Origin of the sequence: Streptomyces sp. NPDC013157 (assembly GCF_042899865.1) — a bacterium.
Classification (GTDB): domain Bacteria; phylum Actinomycetota; class Actinomycetes; order Streptomycetales; family Streptomycetaceae; genus Streptomyces.
Genome location: NZ_JBIBAK010000003.1, coordinates 325,407 through 341,523, shown reverse-complemented (window position 1 = coordinate 341,523; position 16,117 = coordinate 325,407). Strand labels below are relative to the sequence as shown.

Here is a 16,117-nt window from a genome sequence, read left to right as displayed (position 1 = left end):
GGCAGGTCAGCGTCCTTCTTCGATCCAGGTGGCGTTCGGGCCGTCCAGCACGATGTCCCAGTGGTAGCCCATCGAGAACTCCGGCACGGACAGGCTGTGGTCGTAGGTCGCGACCAGGCGCTGGCGGGCCGCGTCGTCCGTCACCGACTGGATGATCGGGTCGTACGGGAACAGCGGGTCGCTCGGGAAGTACATCTGCGTCACCAGCCGCTGCGTGAACGCCGTACCGAACATCGAGAAGTGGATGTGGGCCGGGCGCCACGCGTTGAGGTGGTTGCGCCAGGGGTAGGGGCCCGGCTGGATGGTGGTGAAGTGGTAGCCGCCGTCGGCGTCGGTGATCGTACGGCCGACGCCCGTGAAGTTCGGGTCCAGCGGGGCGTCGTGCTGCTCGCGCTGGTGGGCGTAACGGCCCGCCGAGTTGGCCTGCCAGATCTCGATCAGCTGGCCCCGGACCGGTCGGCCGTCCCGGTCCAGGAGCCGCCCGGAGACGGTGATCCGCTCACCGACGGGCTCACCGCTGTGCTGCCGGGTCAGGTCATTGTCTATCCCGGTGATGTCCCGCTCCCCGAACGCGGGGGAGTGCAGCTCCACCAGCTCCGGGTCCCTGGCCGTGTCGATGGCGACCAGGGGTTGCTTCGGATGCCGCAGAACGGACGACCGGTAGGGGGCGTAGTCCCGGCGGGGGTGATGCTCGACGGGGGCTCCTCCGGCGACGCCCTTCTCGTAGGCGGCGTGCTCGGCGGCGATTTCGAGGTCGATGTCGGCCTGGGTGAGTGTCATGAGAAGTCCTAGGTGGTGAGCGCCCCTTCAGGGGCGCTGGGGGAGGAACTGCGCGACCGGCCACAACGCAACCCGCAGGTGCGCACGGTCCGTCTACCGCTCAAGAACGAGCGCGAGCCCTTGCCCGACGCCGATGCACAAGGTGGCGACACCGGTACCGCTGCCACGCCGCGCCAGCTGATGCGCCACGGTCCCCGCGAGCCGCGCCCCCGAGGCACCGAGCGGATGCCCCAACGCGATCGCCCCGCCCTGCGGATTGAGGATCGCCGGATCGAACTCGGGCCACTCGGCGACACACCCCAGCACCTGCGCCGCGAAGGCCTCGTTCAGCTCGAGAACCGACAGGTCGTCGAACCCCTTGCCGGCCTTGCCCAGCGCACGCGTCACCGCCTCGACGGGAGCGAGACCGAAGTAGTCCGGGTCGATCCCGGACACCCCGGTCGCGCTGACCCGCGCCAACGGCTCCCGCCCGAGCGAACGCAGCCCCTCCTCGTCGGTCAGCAGCAACGCCGCCGCACCGTCGTTCAGCGGCGACGCGTTGCCCGCGGTCACGGTGCCGCCCTCCGTACGGAAGGACGGCTTGAGCTTGGCCATCGCAGCCAGGGAGGCGTCCGGCCGTACGCACTCGTCCGCGCCGAAGACCACCGGCTCGCCCTTGCGCTGCGGGATGGCGACCGGCGCCAGCTCGGCGTCGAACAAGCCCTGTTCCTGCGCGGCGGCCGCCTTCCGGTGGGAGGCGAGGGCGAACTCGTCCTGCTGCTCCCGGCTGATCTTGTGCTTGTCGGCGATGCGTTCGGCCGACTCGCCCAGCGGGATGGTCCACTGCGGGTCCATCCTGGGGTTGACCATCCGCCAGCCGAGCGTGGTCGAGTACAGCTCGGCGTGTCCGGCGGGGAAGGGCCGGTCGTTCTTGGGCAGGACGTACGGCGCCCGGGTCATGGACTCGACGCCACCGGCCACGGCGATGGAGGCGTCCCCCACCGCGATCGCGCGGGCGGCCTGGATGACGGCTTCCAGGCCGGAGGCGCACAGCCGGTTGACGGTGACGCCCGGCACGGACGTGGGCAGGCCGGCGAGGAGGGCGGCCATCCGGCCGACGTTGCGGTTCTCCTCGCCTGCGCCGTTGGCGTTGCCGAAGTAGACGTCCTCGATCCGGGCCGGGTCCAGGGCGGGGGTGCGGGCGAGGAGCTCGCGGACGGCGTGGGCGGCCAGGTCGTCCGGACGCACGCCCGCCAGGCCGCCGTTGTAGCGGCCGATCGGCGTGCGGACGGCATCGACGATGTACACCGTGTTCACAGCAGACCCTCCGGGACGGTGAGCTTCGCGTCGGTCTTGGCGATGATCTCCTCGACGCCGACCCCGGGAGCGGTCTCGACGAGGACGAGTCCGTCACCGGTGACGTCCAGGACGCCCAGGTCGGTGATGATCCGGTCCACGCACGCCTTGCCGGTCAGGGGCAGCGCGCACTCGGTGAGGATCTTCGCCGAGCCGTCCTTCGCGGTGTGCGTCATCACCACGATCACCCGGCGGGCACCGTGGACCAGGTCCATCGCCCCGCCGATCCCGGTGACGAGCTTCCCCGGGATCGCCCAGTTGGCCAGGTCTCCGCCCGCGGAGACCTGCATCGCACCCAGCACGGCGACGTCGATGTGGCCGCCGCGGATCATCGAGAAGGACAGCGCCGAGTCGAAGAACGAGGCACCGGGCAGGACCGTGACGGTCTCCTTCCCGGCGTTGATCAGGTCCGGGTCGACCGCGTCCTCGGCCGGGTAGGGGCCGGTCCCGAGGATGCCGTTCTCCGACTCCAGGACCACCTCCACCCCCGGGGGCAGGTAGTTCGGGATCAGCGTCGGCAGCCCGATCCCCAGGTTCACGTACTGCCCGTCTTCCAGTTCACGGGCCGCCCGCGCGGCCATCTCCTGGCGCGTCCAGGCCATCAGCTGCTCACCGTCCGCTGCTCGATCTTCTTGTCCGCCGCCTGCTCGGGGGTGAGGGCCACCAACCGCTGCACGAAGATGCCCGGCAGATGCACCGCGTCCGGGTCGATCTCGCCGGGTTCCACCAGCTCCTCCACCTCGGCGATCGTGACCTTGCCGGCCATCGCCGCAAGCGGGTTGAAGTTGCGGGTGGACTTGTTGAAGACCAGGTTCCCGTGCCGGTCGCCCTTCGCCGCCCGGACCAGGGCGAAGTCGGTACGGATGCCCCGCTCCAGGACGTACTCGGTGCCGTCGAACTCCCGCACCTCCTTCGCGGGCGACGCCAGGGCGACCCCACCGGAGCCGTCGTAACGCCACGGCAGCCCGCCGTCCGCCACCTGCGTGCCCACCCCTGCCGGGGTGTAGAACGCCGGGATCCCGGCACCGCCCGCCCGCAGCCGCTCGGCCAGGGTGCCCTGCGGGATCAGCTCCAGCTCCAGCTCACCCGCCAGATACTGGCGCGCGAACTCCTTGTTCCCCCCGATGTAGGAACCGGTCACCCGGGTGATCCGCCCGGCGGCGAGCAGGACGGCAAGACCCGTCTCCATCGCCCCGCAGTTGTTCGAGACCACCGCCAGGCCACCCACCCCCCGCTGGTACAACGCCTCGATCAACACGCTCGGGACACCGCTCAGCCCGAACCCGCCCACCGCCAGCGACGCGCCCTCCGGCACATCGGCCACCGCCTCCGCGGCGGTGGCGACCACCTTGTCCATCCGTGCAGCCTCATCTCTCAGGCGAATTAATCAGGGCACTGAGTATTTCAGCGAGATGCCTGCCACGCTGCCACTGGCGTCCGCACCAGTCAAGACCTCGGCTGATGGCAGTCGGGTGTACAGACAGGACGGATGACCGCGGGTATCGTTCAGTGCACCAACGAATTCGGACCACGGGAGCGCATATGGCCGCGGTGGACCTCACCACCCACCCCGGGCACCTGGCCCGGCGGCTTCAGCAGGCCCACTACCTGCTGTGGAACACGATGGTCTCGGAAGAGATCACCTCGCCGCAGTTCGCCGTACTGAACGCGCTGGTCGCCGAGCCGGGACTGGACCAGCGGACCGTGGGGGAGCGGGTGGGCCTGGACCGGTCGACCATCGCCGAGGTCATCAGCCGGCTGGGCCGGCGCGGGCTCCTCGACAAGGTGCGCGACGCGCAGGACGGCCGCCGCTTCCTGCTGCGCCTCACCGACGACGGCCGGCGCACCCACCGCAAGCTCAGCGTGCGCACCGCCCGGATGAACCAGGTCTTCCTGGCCCCGCTCTCGGCCGAGGAACAGACGCAGTTCTTCGATCTGATCCGCCGGGTCTCGGACGCGGCGGAGAGCCTGCGCAATCCCACGGAACCGCTCGTCTCCAGGCCCTAGGCCTTCACCAGCACCACCCACACCGGTCCGTCGGCGAAGTTCACCGGAGCACCGTCGGCCCCCGTGAACGTCGTGCCGTCCGTGGCCGCAGGCCGGGACCAGGTGGCCTTGAACGATCGTCCGTCCCGCAGCACGTCGGCCTTTCCCGACCCGACCGTCTCGGTGTACGGCGTGTAGTTGCCGAGCACATCGTGATACCGGGACGTGGTCACCTTGACGTACTGCACCACGACCGTCGGGGCCGCCAGCCGCTTCCCCGCCGTCGTCCGGGCCGGTGTGCCGTCCATCGACACCAGCCAGCGGTTCCGGTCGCCGGACCAGGTGAAGGTGAAGCGGGCCGCCGGGTACCGCACGGTGCGTGCGGCGGTGACCGTGCCGCCGGCCGGGGTCGGCCCGTAGCGGAAGCCGGTGGTGAGCGCCGCCCTGCCGGGCGCCCCGTCCGGCATCACCTCGGCCGGACGGAGGTACAGGTTGTGCGGGGCCGGTCTGCCGCCGCCCCGGAAGTAGGCGCCGGACGCCTCCGCGGGCGACTCCGGCCGCAGGGGTGCCCGGCCGATCAGGGGGAGCAGCTTCTTCTGGGCGCCGGAGAAGGCGAGCGTCGGCCGGTCGAACTGGCGCAGCAGTTCCAGGTCGGACTCGCGGGCGCTGCGGACCGGGCCGACGACCGCGGGGAACTCGGTGGCGTACACCGCCATGAGCCGGCTGAGCCCGCCCTCCACCTGCTCGGCGTACACCACGTCCGCCGAGTCCAGTCCGGTCTGCGGGCGGGCCGCGGCCACGTTGTCGATCTTCACGACCAGGACGGATCCGGTGGCCTGCTGTCCGCTCGGTGCGGGGGTGCCCTCGCCCGGCGTCGCGGTGGCCTGTGGTGCGCGGCCGTTGTCCGCCGGGTTGTGCCGGGTGCAGCCCGCCGTGAGGGAAGCCGCCGTCGCGACCGCCGCCAGTGCTGCCGTCAGTACGGTCCGGCGTGTCGGCGCCTCGTGTCGCATGTCCACCGCGGCCCCCCCGCGTTCGTCCCACCCCGTTCACGCTCTTGCTTGATTGTGTGCTCAACAGGTCATCGGTGGCCATACCCGGTCGAACCAGATCGGGACCGGTCAGGACCCCAGGATCTCCGTGAGGTCGTAGCGCACCGGCTCCTCCAGCTGCGCGTAGGTGCAGCTCTCCGGCGTGCGGTCCGGGCGCCAGCGGCGGAACCGGGCCGTGTGCCGGAAGCGGGCCCCGTTCTCCATGTGGTCGTACGCCACCTCGGCCACCCGCTCCGGCCGCACCGGCACCCAGGACAGGTCCTTCTTGCCCGACCAGCGGCTCGGCGCGCCGGGCAGCCGGGCCGACTCGTGGGCGGCCTCCTCCGCCCAGGCCGCCCACGGGTGCCCGGAGACGTCCTCCATGCGCAGCGGCTCCAGCTCCTCGACCAGCTCGGCCCGCCGCTTCATCGGGAACGCGGCCGACACGCCCACGTGCTGGAGGGCGCCCCGGTCGTCGTACAGGCCCAGCAGCAGCGAACCCACCACGGGGCCGCTCTTGTGGAAGCGGTAACCGGCCACCACGACGTCGGCCGTCCGCTCGTGCTTGACCTTGAACATGGCACGCTCGTCCTGCCGGTAGCGCAGGGTGAGCGGCTTGGCGACGACCCCGTCGAGGCCGGCCCCCTCGTACCGCTCGAACCACTGCCGGGCCACCTCGACATCGGTCGTGGCAGGCGCCAGATGCACCGGAGGCGTCACGTCGGCCAGGGCTCGGGTGAGCAGGGCGCGGCGGTCGGTGAGCGGGACGTCGAGGAGGGACTCGTCGTCCAGCGCCAGCAGGTCGAAGGCGACGAAGGAGGCGGGCGTCCGCTCCGCCAGCGTGCGCACCCTGGAGTCCGCCGGATGGATGCGCTCGGTCAGCGCGTCGAAGTCCAGCCGGCCCTCCCGCGCGATCACGATCTCCCCGTCCAGCACGCACCGCTCGGGCACCCGCTCCTTCAGCGCCGCCACCAGCTCGGGGAAGTACCTGGTCAACGGCTTCCCGGTACGACTGCCCAACTCCACCTCGGCACCGTCCCGGAACACGATCGCGCGGAAGCCGTCCCACTTCGCCTCGTACTGCATGTCCGGCGGGATCGTCGCCACCGACTTGGCGAGCATCGGCTTCACGGGTGGCATCACCGGCAGATCCATGCCACGACTCTACGAGCGCTCCCCGGCGTCCGCTCGTCACACGGCACGCTTCGGTACGGACCCGGCGACCGTGTCGAGCCGATATGCGGGGTGGGGGTGGTGCGCCTACCGTGGCCGCATGGGCGATGCGGTGCAACTGGAGGTGGCCGGCCGGACCGTACGGCTGTCCAGCCCGGACAAGGTGTTCTTCCCGGAGCGCGGTTTCACCAAGCTCGACGTCGCCCGCTACTACGCGGCCGTCGCCCCCGGCATCCTGCGCGCCCTGCGCGACCGCCCCACCACCCTCCAGCGCTATCCCGACGGCGTGACCGGCGAGTGGTTCTACCAGAAGCGCGCTCCCAAGGGCATGCCCGAGTGGATCCCCACCGCCCACATCACCTTCCCCAGCGGCCGCACCGCCGACGAGATGTGCCCCACGGAGGAGGCCGCCGTGGTGTGGGCCGCGCAGTACGGCACGCTCACCTTCCACCCCTGGCCGGTGCGGCGCGGTGACGTCGACCGTCCCGACGAACTCCGTATCGACCTCGACCCGCAGCCCGGCACCGACTTCGCCGACGCGGTCCGCGCGGCTCACGAACTGCGCGCCGTCCTGGACGAGTTCGGCGGACTGCGGGGCTGGCCCAAGACCTCCGGCGGCCGCGGGCTGCACGTCTTCGTGCCCATCGAACCCCGCTGGACCTTCACCCAGGTCCGGCGCGCGGCGATCGCCGTGGGCCGCGAGCTGGAACGCCGGATGCCGGACCGGGTGACCATCAAGTGGTGGAAGGAGGAGCGCGGCGAGCGTATTTTCGTCGACTACAACCAGACGGCCCGCGACCGCACCATCGCCTCCGCCTACTCCCTGCGGCCCCGCCCGAACGCCCCCGTCTCCGCGCCGCTGCGCTGGGAGGAGGTCGACCACGTGCAGCCCGCGGACTTCGACCTGGTCACGATGCCGGTCCGGTTCGCCGAAGTCGGCGACGTGCACGCCGACATGGACGACCACGCCTACTCCCTCGACGCCCTCCTGGAACTCGCCCGCCGCGACGAGGACGAGCACGGCCTCGGCGACCTGCCCTATCCGCCGGAGTACCCGAAGATGCCGGGCGAGCCCAAGCGCGTCCAGCCGAGCCGGGCACGGCCCGAACGGCCTTCCTGACGGCGGGAGTCGGGACGCCCTCGCCGGTGGCCGCCGGTCGGTCTGCGGTCTGCGGTCGGGACTATGCTGATCGCCAGCCGCCGAGGAGGAGGGCCGAGGTGTCCGAGGCAGTGTCGCGCCCCACGTTGGAGGCCGTGGCCGCGCGGGCCGGAGTGTCCCGGGCCACCGTGTCACGGGTCGTCAACGGCGGGGACGGCGTGCGCGAGCCCCTCGTCGAACGGGTGCGGCGGGCGGTCGAGGAACTCGGTTACGTCCCCAACCAGGCGGCCCGCAGCCTCGTCACCAAACGGCACGACGCCGTCGCCGTGGTCATCGCCGAACCGGAGACCCGGATCTTCACCGACCCCTTCTTCGCCCTCCAGCTGCGCGGCATCAGCAAGGAACTGACCGCCCACGACAACCAGCTCGTCCTCCTGCTCACCGAGGGTCGGGACGACCACGCCCGGGTGGCCCGCTATCTGGCCGGCGGCCATGTCGACGGCGCACTGGTCTTCTCCCTCCACCTCGACGACCCGCTGCCCGGTCTGATCGAGGGCGCCGGCGTCCCCACCGTGTTCGGCGGCCGGCCCGGCTGGAGCGACGGCACGAACAGCGCCGTGTACGTCGACTGCGACAACCGGGGCGGTGCCGAGGACGCGGTACGCCATCTCGTCGGCCTCGGCCGGAGCCGGATCGCGCACATCACCGGACCGCTGGACCAGACGTCGGCGGCCGACCGTCTCCAGGGATACCGGGACGTCATGGGGGAGACCGATCCACGGCTGGTCGTCGCCAGCGACTTCACCCCCTCCGGCGGCGAGCGGGCCATGAGCCAACTCCTCGACCACTGCCCCGACGTGGACGCCGTGTTCGCCGCCAACGACCTCACCGCCCTCGGTGCCCTGCGCGTCCTGCGCGAGCGTGGCCGCCGGGTGCCCGAGGACGTCGCCGTGATCGGCTTCGACGACGTGCTGCCCGTCGCCGAACAGACCGAGCCGCCGCTGACGACGGTCCGTCAGGACATCGAGGAGATGGGCCGGTTGATGACCCGCCTGCTGCTGGCCACGCTGACCGGCGACGAGTCGGCGAGCGGCGCGCCGTCCAGCGTCGTCCTGCCCACGACGCTGATACGGCGCGCGACCGCCTGACGGGTCCCGGCTCCCGCCTCAGCTCTCCTGCGGTTCGCCCTTGATCACCGCGAAGCGGGCGCCGTACGGGTCGGCCAGCTTGGCCATCCGGCCCACTCCCTCCAGCGTGGTCGCCGGCATCCGCACCCTGCCGCCCGTCTGCTGGGCCTTCTCCACCACCGCGTCCGGGTCCTCGACCTCGAAGTACGGCAGCCAGTACGCGCCGGCCTGCGCCTCGGCCGGGTCCTCGGCCAGCGGCACCATCCCGCCGAACATCGACGCGTCGTCACCGCCCGCCGGGTTGACACAGGTGTAGGTGCCGCCGGGGAAGGGCACGCCGGAGGTCTCCAGGCCGAGCACCTTGTGGTAGTAGGCCGCGGCGGCCGCGATGTCCGGGGTGTACAGCTCGACCCAGCACAGCGAGCCCGGATCGCCCGCCACGTCGACGCCCTTGGTGAGCGCCGGCTGCCAGATGCCGTAGGGAACGCCTGCCTGGTCGGCGAGGATCGCCAGGTGGCCCCGGCCCAGCACGTCCATCGGCTGGGCGAGGACGCTGCCGTGCGCCTGCTCGGCCGCCTTCGCGGTGGCCTGCGCGTCCTCGCTCTGGAAGTACACCGTCCAGGACGGCGGACCCTGCTCCGGGGTGGTCTGCATACCGCCGGCGACGGTCTTGCCGTCCAGCTGGAAGAAACCGTAACCGCCGGCGTCGGGACCCGCCGACCGGAACTGCCAGCCGAAGAGACCGTTGTAGAAGGAGACGGCGCCCTCGATCTCGGGCGTGCCGAGGTCGATCCAGTTGGGAGCGCCGTTGACGAAACGGGTGGTGAGCATCATCGCCCTCCTCGGAAGGGTCCTGTCCTCTGCTGCGCCGAGTCTTCCACCGCCCACTGACAATCGCTGCCCGACCACGCCCACCGCAGCCCGGTTACCGTGGGTCACCCGACGCAATCGCCGAGTTTCGGATCCGTTCCGCGCGCCGCCGTGCGCGGGCGTGGCGCGCAGGAGCAGGATCGAGGCTGAAGCGCTCCGTCGCCGGGACGTTGAGCGGGCGTTGAGCGAACGTTTTTCGTCGCCCGGCACGATCCTGGCCATGCACTTCGACACCATCACCCCGCCCCGCACGCCCGTCCCGGCCTGGCAGGCGCAGGCGTTGTGCGCGCAGACCGGGGCGGACTTCTTCTTTCCCGAGCCCGGCAGCTCGGTACGCGAGGCCAAGCGCATCTGCGGTATGTGCGAGATGCGCTCGGCCTGCCTGGAGTACGCGCTCGACAACGACGAACGCTTCGGCGTCTGGGGCGGCCTGTCCGAGAAGGAACGCCTGGAACTGCGCCGCGCCTCCCGCTGAACCCGCACGCGCCGGAAAATGCGGTACGACCGCAGACCCCGGCCCGGCTACCCTCCGGGGACGCGGCCTGACGTAGCGCAGAGGGCGCACCGGGAGATCCGGGCGCCCGTCCGGCGTGGTGTCACGCGCCGGCGCGCGTCGCCATCCGGGCCTTGCGCGCGGCCAGCTTCTCGTCGAACTTCGACGCCTCAGCGTTCAGCCCGCCCATGAACAGGCCGAGTTCCTCCTGCGCCTGCAGGCCCTCCGGGCCGAGACCGTCGATCTCCAGGACCTTCAGGTGGCGGAGCACCGGCTGGAGCACGTCGTCGTGGTGGATGCGCAGGTTGTAGACCTCGCCGATCGCCATCTGCGCGGCGGCCCGCTCGAAGCCGGGGATCCCGTGGCCGGGCATGCGGAAGTTGACCACGACGTCCCGCACCGCCTGCATGGTCAGGTCGGGGGCCAGTTCGAACGCGGCCTTCAGGAGGTTGCGGTAGAAGACCATGTGCAGGTTCTCGTCGGTCGCGATGCGGGACAGCATGCGGTCGCAGACCGGGTCGCCGGACTGGTGACCGGTGTTGCGGTGTGAGATCCGGGTCGCGAGCTCCTGGAACGCGACGTAGGCGACCGAGTGCAGCATCGAGTGCCGGTTGTCGGACTCGAAGCCCTCGCTCATGTGCGACATCCGGAACGCTTCGAGCTTGTCCGGGTCGACCGCGCGGGAGGCGAGCAGGTAGTCGCGCATCACGATGCCGTGCCGGCCCTCCTCGGCGGTCCAGCGGTGCACCCAGGTGCCCCAGGCGCCGTCGCGGCCGAACAGCGAGGCGATCTCGTGGTGGTAGCTGGGCAGGTTGTCCTCGGTGAGGAGGTTCACCACCAGGGCGATCCGGCCGATCTCGGTGACCTTGGACTGCTCCTTGCCCCAGGCCTCGCCGTCCTCGAAGAAACCGGGGAAGTTACGGGCGTCGCTCCAGGGGACGTACTCGTGCGGCATCCAGTCCTTGGCGACCTTCAGATGGCGGTTCAGCTCCTTCTCGACCACTTCCTCCAGGGCGTACAGCAGCCGCGCGTCGGTCCACACGGACGGGCTGCCGAGGTGGGGAGAAGTGATCGTCACGAGAACTCCAGGGGGACGCCGAACAAGAGCGGATGAACGGGAGAAGACCGGCGAGCGGGGCCGGAAACCTACGTGATCGTAGGCTACGAAGCCGTAGGTTACGAAGCCGTAGGTTAAGTGTGCTGTAAAGACTGCTGATCAGGCCCGGTGCACACGGCGAATCGTGACATGCCAAGCGGCCCCGGGACCCGCAGGTCCCGGGGCTGAAGAGGTGAAGCGATCACCCGTCAGGCGTACAGCTCCCGCAGCCGCACCGAGAGGCACGTCACACATCCCTCAAGTTTCTCGAACTCGGAGATGTCGACCGTGACCACCTCGTGGCCGAGGTCGGCGAGCAACTCCGCGGTCTTCGGGGCGCTCTCCGACATCAGCAGCTTGCCGCCGCCGAGCAGCACCACATGGGCGCCCGCGTCCTCGGGCACCGCCAGGAAGCCCGGGAACAGCGACGGCCGGTCCACGTTCGGGATGTGTCCCAGAATCGTTCCGTCGGGCAGCGCGGTCACCGCCGACTTCAGGTGCAGCACCTTGCTGACGGGTACGGCGACCACCCGCGCGCCCAGCGGCTCGAACGCGGCCCGCAACTGCTGCACCCCGGCCGCGTTGGTCCGCCCGCCGCGGCCGACGTAGACGGTGTCGCCGACCTTGAGGACGTCACCGCCGTCCAGGGTGCCCGGCTCCCAGACCCAGTTCACCGAGCAGCCGAGGCGGGCCACCGCCTCCTCGACGCCGGCCGTCTCCTCGCGCCGGGACTCGGCGCCGGGCCGGGTGATCAGCGCGACGTTCTTGTACATGACGACCGTGTCCTCGACGAACACCGAGTCCGGGCAGTCGTCCTCCGGGTCCACCTCGACGGTCTCCCAGCCGTGCGCGCGCAGCGTCTCGGCGTACGCCTCCCACTGCTCCTGGGCGAGCTCGACGTCGACCTTCTCCCGCTCGATGTGCGTCACCAGGCCTTCGGCGAGGCGCGGGCTGGGGCGGCGGATGAGGGCCTTCTTGCTGGGCACGACGGGTCTCCGGGGTCGGTGATTCGGTCCGGCGCCCATTGTGGGGGCGCCGGACCGCCATCATGCAGGGCGGATCGGTGTCGACAAAACCCCTGTTGTCAGGCTGTGCCCTCACCGAGACGCGCCACCTCGTCCGGAGTTGTGCCGGTCAGCTCCCCGTCCGCCATCAGCAGCCACCGCGTGATCCCGATCGACTCCAGGAACGGCAGGTCGTGACTGGCGACGACCAGGGCGCCCGCGTACGACTCCAGGGCCGTGGTGAGCTGCCGGACGCTCGCCATGTCGAGGTTGTTCGTCGGCTCGTCCAGCATCAGCAGTTGGGGCGCGGGCTCCGCCAGCAGCAGCGCGGCCAGCGCCGCCCGGAAGCGCTCGCCGCCGGAGAGCGTCCCCGCCTTCTGGTCGGCGCGGGCGCCCCGGAACAGGAAGCGGGCCAGTCGCGCCCGGATGCGGTTGTTGCCGGCGTCCGGTGCGAACCGGGCCACGTTCTCGGCGACGGTCAGCTCGTCGTCGAGAACGTCCAGCCGCTGGGGCAGGAAGCGCATCGGCACGTGCGTGTGCGCCTCGCCCGCGACCGGCGCCAGCTCCCCGGCGACCGTCCGCAGCAGCGTCGTCTTGCCCGCGCCGTTGCGTCCGACCAGCGCGATCCGCTCGGGCCCGCGCAGGTCGAGGATCCCCTTCACCCGCGAGCCGTGCGCGAGTTCCAGGTTCTCCAGCGTCAGCACCCTCCGGCCCGGCGGAACAGTGGTGTACGGCAGCTCGACGCGGATCTCGTCGTCGTCCCGTACCGCCTCCACCGCCTCGTCCAGCCGCTCCTTCGCCTCGGCGAGCCGTTCCTCGTGCATGATGCGGTGCTTGCCCGCGGACTCCTGCGCCGCCCGCCTGCGCGCCCCCATGACGATCTTCGGCTCGCGCTTCTGCTCGAACATCTTCTGCCCGTACCGCTTGCGGCGGGCCAGTTTGACCTGGGCGTCGGACAGTTCGCGCTTCTGCTTGCGGACATCGGCCTCGGCGACCCGCACCATGCGCTCGGCCGCCTCCTGTTCGACGGCGAGCGCCTCCTCGTACGCCGAGAAGTTGCCGCCGTACCAGGTGACCTCACCGGCGCGCAGGTCGGCGATCTGGTCGACCAGGTCGAGGAGTTCGCGGTCGTGGCTGACCACGATCAGCACGCCCGGCCAGGAGGCGACGGCCCCGTACAGCCGCTTGCGGGCGTACAGGTCGAGGTTGTTGGTGGGTTCGTCGAGCAGCAGCACGTCCGGCCGCCGCAGGAGCAGCGCGGCCAGCCGCAGCAGCACCGACTCGCCGCCGGACACCTCGCCGACGGTCCGGTCCAGGCCGATGTGGCCCAGCCCGAGTTCGCCGAGGGTGACCAGGGCGCGCTCCTCGACGTCCCAGTCGTCGCCGAGCGCCTCGAAGTGCCGCTCGGACACGTCACCCGCCTCGATGGCGTGCAGCGCGGCCCACCGGGAAGCGATGCCGAGCACCTCCTCGACGCACAGCGCGGTGTCGAGCGTGACGTTCTGCGGGAGGTGGCCGACCTCACCGGCCGCCTTCACGGAGCCGTCGGCCGGGGTGAGCTCGCCGGCGACGAGCTTCAACAAGGTCGACTTCCCCGATCCGTTGACACCGACCAGGCCGGTGCGGCCGGGACCGAAGGAGATGTCCAGGCCGTCGAAGACGGGGGAGCCGTCGGGCCAGGCGAAGGACAGGGAGGTGACGGTGACGGATGCAGACATGGGCGCCTCGCGGTTGCTTGCGGTGTCGGGGGACGCGTGTCGAGACACCGCGAGGCAGAAGCCGAAAGGGCCAGGAGGAGATCCTGCGCCGGGAGGACGGCTCACACGCCGAGGTCGAACGCCACAGACACACCTCACGGGTGTGACGCGGTGTCTCAGGACCTCAGACGAGCAACGTCCTTCTCCAATCGACGGCAACAGAACCGTCGTACACGCTAGAAGGGGTCACATGGGGTGTCAACGCAATTAACCGCGGCGGGAGCACCAGGTCAGCAGGCGTCCCGCATCAGCTCGGCCAGGTCGTGGTCGAGGTCCAGCTGGAGGTGTTCGAGACCGGTGGGGACCAGGTCGCCGGTCGCCTCCAGGAAGCGGCGTATCTCGCCGGTGCGCACATGGATGACGGCGGTGCCCTCGGGGGCGTGGAACTCCAGCACGGTCCGGTCGTAGCCGTACGGCCGCACCCGGACGTCCCCGTTGCCCTCCGGCGCGTGGAGTCCGGCGGCGAGCAGCTCGCGGGAGAACGTCCAGCAGACGTCGACCCCCTCCAGGGTGGCCGGGGCCGGGAAGGTCATGCGCACGGCGAAGGGGTCCTCGCGGTCGTAGCGCAGGGTGGCGGGAATGCTCGGCATGCGCGGTGACGCGGCGACCAGTCGAGCCTCTACGGGCTGCTCGATGACGATGGACAACGCCTTGCTCCCTCGTGACGGTGGTACGAATTTCCGGGCGTGTGAGACCTGGCACTGGAAGAGACGAAGGAAGTGGCCGATCCGTGCACGCGAAGGGCGAGTGACCTCTGTCACCGGCCTTATTCACACCTGGGGCTTACCTGTCGCCTGGGGCCACGGGGCCCTCTGGACGGCGGCGCGGCGGTCGGCTAGCTTCGCGCGCCATGAGGCGCTTGGGGAGCACGCGACGCACAGGACGAGCCCGACGTACCGGCCGAGCGGTCGCGGTGGGGGTGGCGTGCACGGCGGCGCTGGCCGCGCTGACCGCCGGTCCCGCGCAGGCCACCGCACGGGCACCGCACTGGGCGCTCAAGGACACCGGCGCCCCGGACGTGCGGTTCCGCGGCCTGGCCGCCGTCGACCGGCACACCGCCTGGCTGGCCGGTACCGGCGGCACCGTGCTGCGCACCACGGACGGCGGGACGAGCTGGCGGAACGTCTCCCCGCCGGGCGCGGGCGACCTCCAGTTCCGGGACGTCGAGGCGTTCGACGCGCGCCGCGCGGTGGTGCTGGCCATCGGCGAGGGCGAGGCGTCCCGGGTCTACCGCACCGACGACGGCGGCCGGACCTGGACGGAGTCCTTCCGCAACACCGACCCCGCCGCCTTCTACGACTGCATGGCCTTCTTCGACCGCCGCCACGGCCTCGCCATGAGCGACCCGGTCGACGGGAAGTTCCGCATCCTGTCGACGGGTGACGGCGGCCGTTCCTGGCGCGTGCTGCCGGACGACGGCATGCCGACCGCGCTGGCGGGCGAGGCGGGCTTCGCGGCGAGCGGTCAGTGCCTGGTCACCTCCGGGCCGAAGGACGCCTGGCTGGCCACCGGCGGCGGCACCCACGCGCGCGTGCTGCACTCCGCCGACCGCGGCCTGACCTGGACCGCCGCCGACACCACGATCCCGGCCGGCGACCCGGCCAAGGGCGTCTTCGCCGTCGCCTTCCGAGACCGCGGCCACGGCCTCGCGGTCGGCGGCGACTACCGCGCCGACCAGGCCTCGCCGCAGGCGGCCGCGGTCACCCCGGACGGCGGCCGCAGCTGGCGGTCCGCCGCCACCCCGCCGCCCGCCTACCGCTCCGGCGTCGCGTGGCTCCCGCACAGCCGCACCACGGCCCTCGCGGTCGGCCCCACCGGCACCGACCTGACCACCGACGGCGGCCGCACCTGGCGCACCGTCGACACCGGCTCGTACGACACCGTGGCCTGCACACCGGACCTGAGCTGCTGGGCGGCCGGCGAGCAGGGGCGGGCGGCACGCCTGGAGAACTGACCCGGGGGTACCCGTTGACGGCACACCCACGAAGGGAGCGGTGGTCATGCCACGTGGATCCAGCCCGAAGCGGGAACGCCAGTACGAGCACATCAAGGAGAGCGCGCTCGACCGGGGCGAGAGCAAGGGGCGCGCCGAGGAGATCGCCGCCCGGACCGTCAACAAGGAGCGCGCCCGGTCCGGCGAGTCCGAGACCGCCAGCCGTACCTCCACCCAGGACATGTCGTCCGGCCGGCGCGGCGGGAAGCGGTCCCACAGCGGCTCCGGCGGCCCGACCTACGACCAGCTCTACGAGGAGGCCAAGCAGCGCGGCATCGAGGGCCGTTCGGACATGAACAAGGCGCAGCTGCAACGCGCTCTGAACGCCAAGAAGGGCTGACCCGGCCGACAGGAGGGCCGTAGGCCGGGTTCCGTC

Annotated in this window: 17 protein-coding genes; 6 read left to right on the top strand and 11 right to left on the bottom strand. The window is 71.4% G+C overall.

From position 1 onward, the window contains the following. Nucleotides 1-6 precede the first annotated feature (6 nt). From pcaH to ACFY6U_RS11690, 4 genes are all read right to left on the bottom strand, one after another. Nucleotides 7-780 (bottom strand): protocatechuate 3,4-dioxygenase subunit beta, encoded by a 774-nt coding sequence (gene pcaH, locus ACFY6U_RS11705; protein WP_390037075.1) that lies wholly within the window; start codon nucleotides 778-780, stop codon nucleotides 7-9. A 93-nt stretch (nucleotides 781-873) separates the two neighbouring features. Then, nucleotides 874-2,076, bottom strand: a complete 1,203-nt coding sequence (locus tag ACFY6U_RS11700; protein ID WP_390037074.1) for a thiolase family protein — start codon at nucleotides 2,074-2,076, stop codon at nucleotides 874-876. Continuing rightward, a complete protein-coding gene (locus ACFY6U_RS11695; RefSeq protein ID WP_390037072.1) occupies nucleotides 2,073-2,717 on the bottom strand; it encodes a CoA transferase subunit B in 645 nt (214 codons plus the stop codon). Before ACFY6U_RS11695 ends, ACFY6U_RS11700 begins: the two co-directional genes overlap by 4 nt. Beyond that, nucleotides 2,717-3,472, bottom strand: coding sequence for a CoA transferase subunit A (locus ACFY6U_RS11690; RefSeq protein ID WP_390037070.1), 756 nt, complete (start codon nucleotides 3,470-3,472; stop codon nucleotides 2,717-2,719). Before ACFY6U_RS11690 ends, ACFY6U_RS11695 begins: the two co-directional genes overlap by 1 nt. A gap of 185 nt (nucleotides 3,473-3,657) precedes the next feature. Between ACFY6U_RS11690 and ACFY6U_RS11685 the strand changes: the two genes are divergently transcribed. Continuing rightward, nucleotides 3,658-4,122 (top strand): MarR family winged helix-turn-helix transcriptional regulator, encoded by a 465-nt coding sequence (locus tag ACFY6U_RS11685; RefSeq protein WP_390037068.1) that lies wholly within the window; start codon nucleotides 3,658-3,660, stop codon nucleotides 4,120-4,122. Here ACFY6U_RS11685 and ACFY6U_RS11680 read toward each other — a convergent pair. Continuing rightward, on the bottom strand, nucleotides 4,119-5,111 hold the full coding sequence (locus ACFY6U_RS11680; protein ID WP_390037626.1) for a DUF3048 domain-containing protein: 993 nt from the start codon (nucleotides 5,109-5,111) through the stop codon (nucleotides 4,119-4,121). The two genes, ACFY6U_RS11685 and ACFY6U_RS11680, sit on opposite strands and share 4 nt — an antisense overlap. Before the next feature lie 108 nt (nucleotides 5,112-5,219). Then, the gene (locus tag ACFY6U_RS11675) at nucleotides 5,220-6,284 is read right to left on the bottom strand and encodes an ATP-dependent DNA ligase (protein WP_390037066.1); all 1,065 of its coding nucleotides are present in this window, start codon (nucleotides 6,282-6,284) and stop codon (nucleotides 5,220-5,222) included. 118 nt (nucleotides 6,285-6,402) lie between these two features. Here ACFY6U_RS11675 and ligD point away from each other — a divergent pair, with 118 nt between their 5' ends. Together ligD and ACFY6U_RS11665 are read left to right on the top strand one after the other, a co-directional pair. Next, on the top strand, nucleotides 6,403-7,422 hold the full coding sequence (gene ligD / locus ACFY6U_RS11670) for a non-homologous end-joining DNA ligase (protein WP_390037064.1): 1,020 nt from the start codon (nucleotides 6,403-6,405) through the stop codon (nucleotides 7,420-7,422). Between the two features lie 98 nt (nucleotides 7,423-7,520). Further along, a complete protein-coding gene (locus tag ACFY6U_RS11665; protein ID WP_390037062.1) occupies nucleotides 7,521-8,549 on the top strand; it encodes a LacI family DNA-binding transcriptional regulator in 1,029 nt (342 codons plus the stop codon). An 18-nt stretch (nucleotides 8,550-8,567) separates the two neighbouring features. Here the strand turns inward: ACFY6U_RS11665 and ACFY6U_RS11660 are convergent, their stop codons facing one another. Beyond that, the gene (locus ACFY6U_RS11660) at nucleotides 8,568-9,359 is read right to left on the bottom strand and encodes a VOC family protein (protein WP_390037624.1); all 792 of its coding nucleotides are present in this window, start codon (nucleotides 9,357-9,359) and stop codon (nucleotides 8,568-8,570) included. Nucleotides 9,360-9,618: 259 nt separating this feature from the next. On the opposite strand from ACFY6U_RS11660, the gene ACFY6U_RS11655 reads away from it, so the two are divergent. Next, nucleotides 9,619-9,873 carry a WhiB family transcriptional regulator gene (locus ACFY6U_RS11655; RefSeq protein ID WP_174856072.1) on the top strand — a complete coding sequence of 85 codons (255 nt, stop codon included), beginning with the start codon at nucleotides 9,619-9,621 and terminating at the stop codon, nucleotides 9,871-9,873. A 121-nt stretch (nucleotides 9,874-9,994) separates the two neighbouring features. Here ACFY6U_RS11655 and ACFY6U_RS11650 read toward each other — a convergent pair whose 3' ends face one another. From ACFY6U_RS11650 to ACFY6U_RS11635, 4 genes are all read right to left on the bottom strand, one after another. Continuing rightward, nucleotides 9,995-10,969, bottom strand: coding sequence for an acyl-ACP desaturase (locus tag ACFY6U_RS11650; RefSeq protein ID WP_390037060.1), 975 nt, complete (start codon nucleotides 10,967-10,969; stop codon nucleotides 9,995-9,997). Nucleotides 10,970-11,196: 227 nt separating this feature from the next. Further along, entirely contained in the window at nucleotides 11,197-11,973 is a 777-nt protein-coding gene (ddaH, locus tag ACFY6U_RS11645) for a dimethylargininase (protein ID WP_390037058.1), read from the bottom strand. 98 nt (nucleotides 11,974-12,071) lie between these two features. Then, entirely contained in the window at nucleotides 12,072-13,709 is a 1,638-nt protein-coding gene (locus ACFY6U_RS11640; RefSeq protein ID WP_390037056.1) for an ABC-F family ATP-binding cassette domain-containing protein, read from the bottom strand. A gap of 269 nt (nucleotides 13,710-13,978) precedes the next feature. Next, nucleotides 13,979-14,395, bottom strand: coding sequence for an SsgA family sporulation/cell division regulator (locus ACFY6U_RS11635; RefSeq protein ID WP_351490762.1), 417 nt, complete (start codon nucleotides 14,393-14,395; stop codon nucleotides 13,979-13,981). A gap of 203 nt (nucleotides 14,396-14,598) precedes the next feature. Here ACFY6U_RS11635 and ACFY6U_RS11630 point away from each other — a divergent pair, with 203 nt between their 5' ends. Together ACFY6U_RS11630 and ACFY6U_RS11625 are read left to right on the top strand one after the other, a co-directional pair. Next, entirely contained in the window at nucleotides 14,599-15,702 is a 1,104-nt protein-coding gene (locus tag ACFY6U_RS11630; RefSeq protein ID WP_390037054.1) for a WD40/YVTN/BNR-like repeat-containing protein, read from the top strand. A 46-nt stretch (nucleotides 15,703-15,748) separates the two neighbouring features. Then, nucleotides 15,749-16,081, top strand: a complete 333-nt coding sequence (locus ACFY6U_RS11625) for a plasmid stabilization protein (RefSeq protein WP_351490758.1) — start codon at nucleotides 15,749-15,751, stop codon at nucleotides 16,079-16,081. The last annotated feature ends 36 nt before the right edge of the window (nucleotides 16,082-16,117 follow it).

Coding starts and splice junctions, on each gene's coding strand:
- pcaH (WP_390037075.1), bottom strand. CDS start 780: ATGACACTCACCCAGGCCGACATCGACCTCGAAATCGCCGCCGAGCAC.
- ACFY6U_RS11695 (WP_390037072.1), bottom strand. CDS start 2,717: ATGGCCTGGACGCGCCAGGAGATGGCCGCGCGGGCGGCCCGTGAACTG.
- ACFY6U_RS11690 (WP_390037070.1), bottom strand. CDS start 3,472: ATGGACAAGGTGGTCGCCACCGCCGCGGAGGCGGTGGCCGATGTGCCG.
- ACFY6U_RS11685 (WP_390037068.1), top strand. CDS start 3,658: ATGGCCGCGGTGGACCTCACCACCCACCCCGGGCACCTGGCCCGGCGG.
- ACFY6U_RS11680 (WP_390037626.1), bottom strand. CDS start 5,111: ATGCGACACGAGGCGCCGACACGCCGGACCGTACTGACGGCAGCACTG.
- ACFY6U_RS11675 (WP_390037066.1), bottom strand. CDS start 6,284: ATGGATCTGCCGGTGATGCCACCCGTGAAGCCGATGCTCGCCAAGTCG.
- ligD (WP_390037064.1), top strand. CDS start 6,403: ATGGGCGATGCGGTGCAACTGGAGGTGGCCGGCCGGACCGTACGGCTG.
- ACFY6U_RS11660 (WP_390037624.1), bottom strand. CDS start 9,359: ATGCTCACCACCCGTTTCGTCAACGGCGCTCCCAACTGGATCGACCTC.
- ACFY6U_RS11655 (WP_174856072.1), top strand. CDS start 9,619: ATGCACTTCGACACCATCACCCCGCCCCGCACGCCCGTCCCGGCCTGG.
- ACFY6U_RS11640 (WP_390037056.1), bottom strand. CDS start 13,709: ATGTCTGCATCCGTCACCGTCACCTCCCTGTCCTTCGCCTGGCCCGAC.
- ACFY6U_RS11630 (WP_390037054.1), top strand. CDS start 14,599: ATGAGGCGCTTGGGGAGCACGCGACGCACAGGACGAGCCCGACGTACC.
- ACFY6U_RS11625 (WP_351490758.1), top strand. CDS start 15,749: ATGCCACGTGGATCCAGCCCGAAGCGGGAACGCCAGTACGAGCACATC.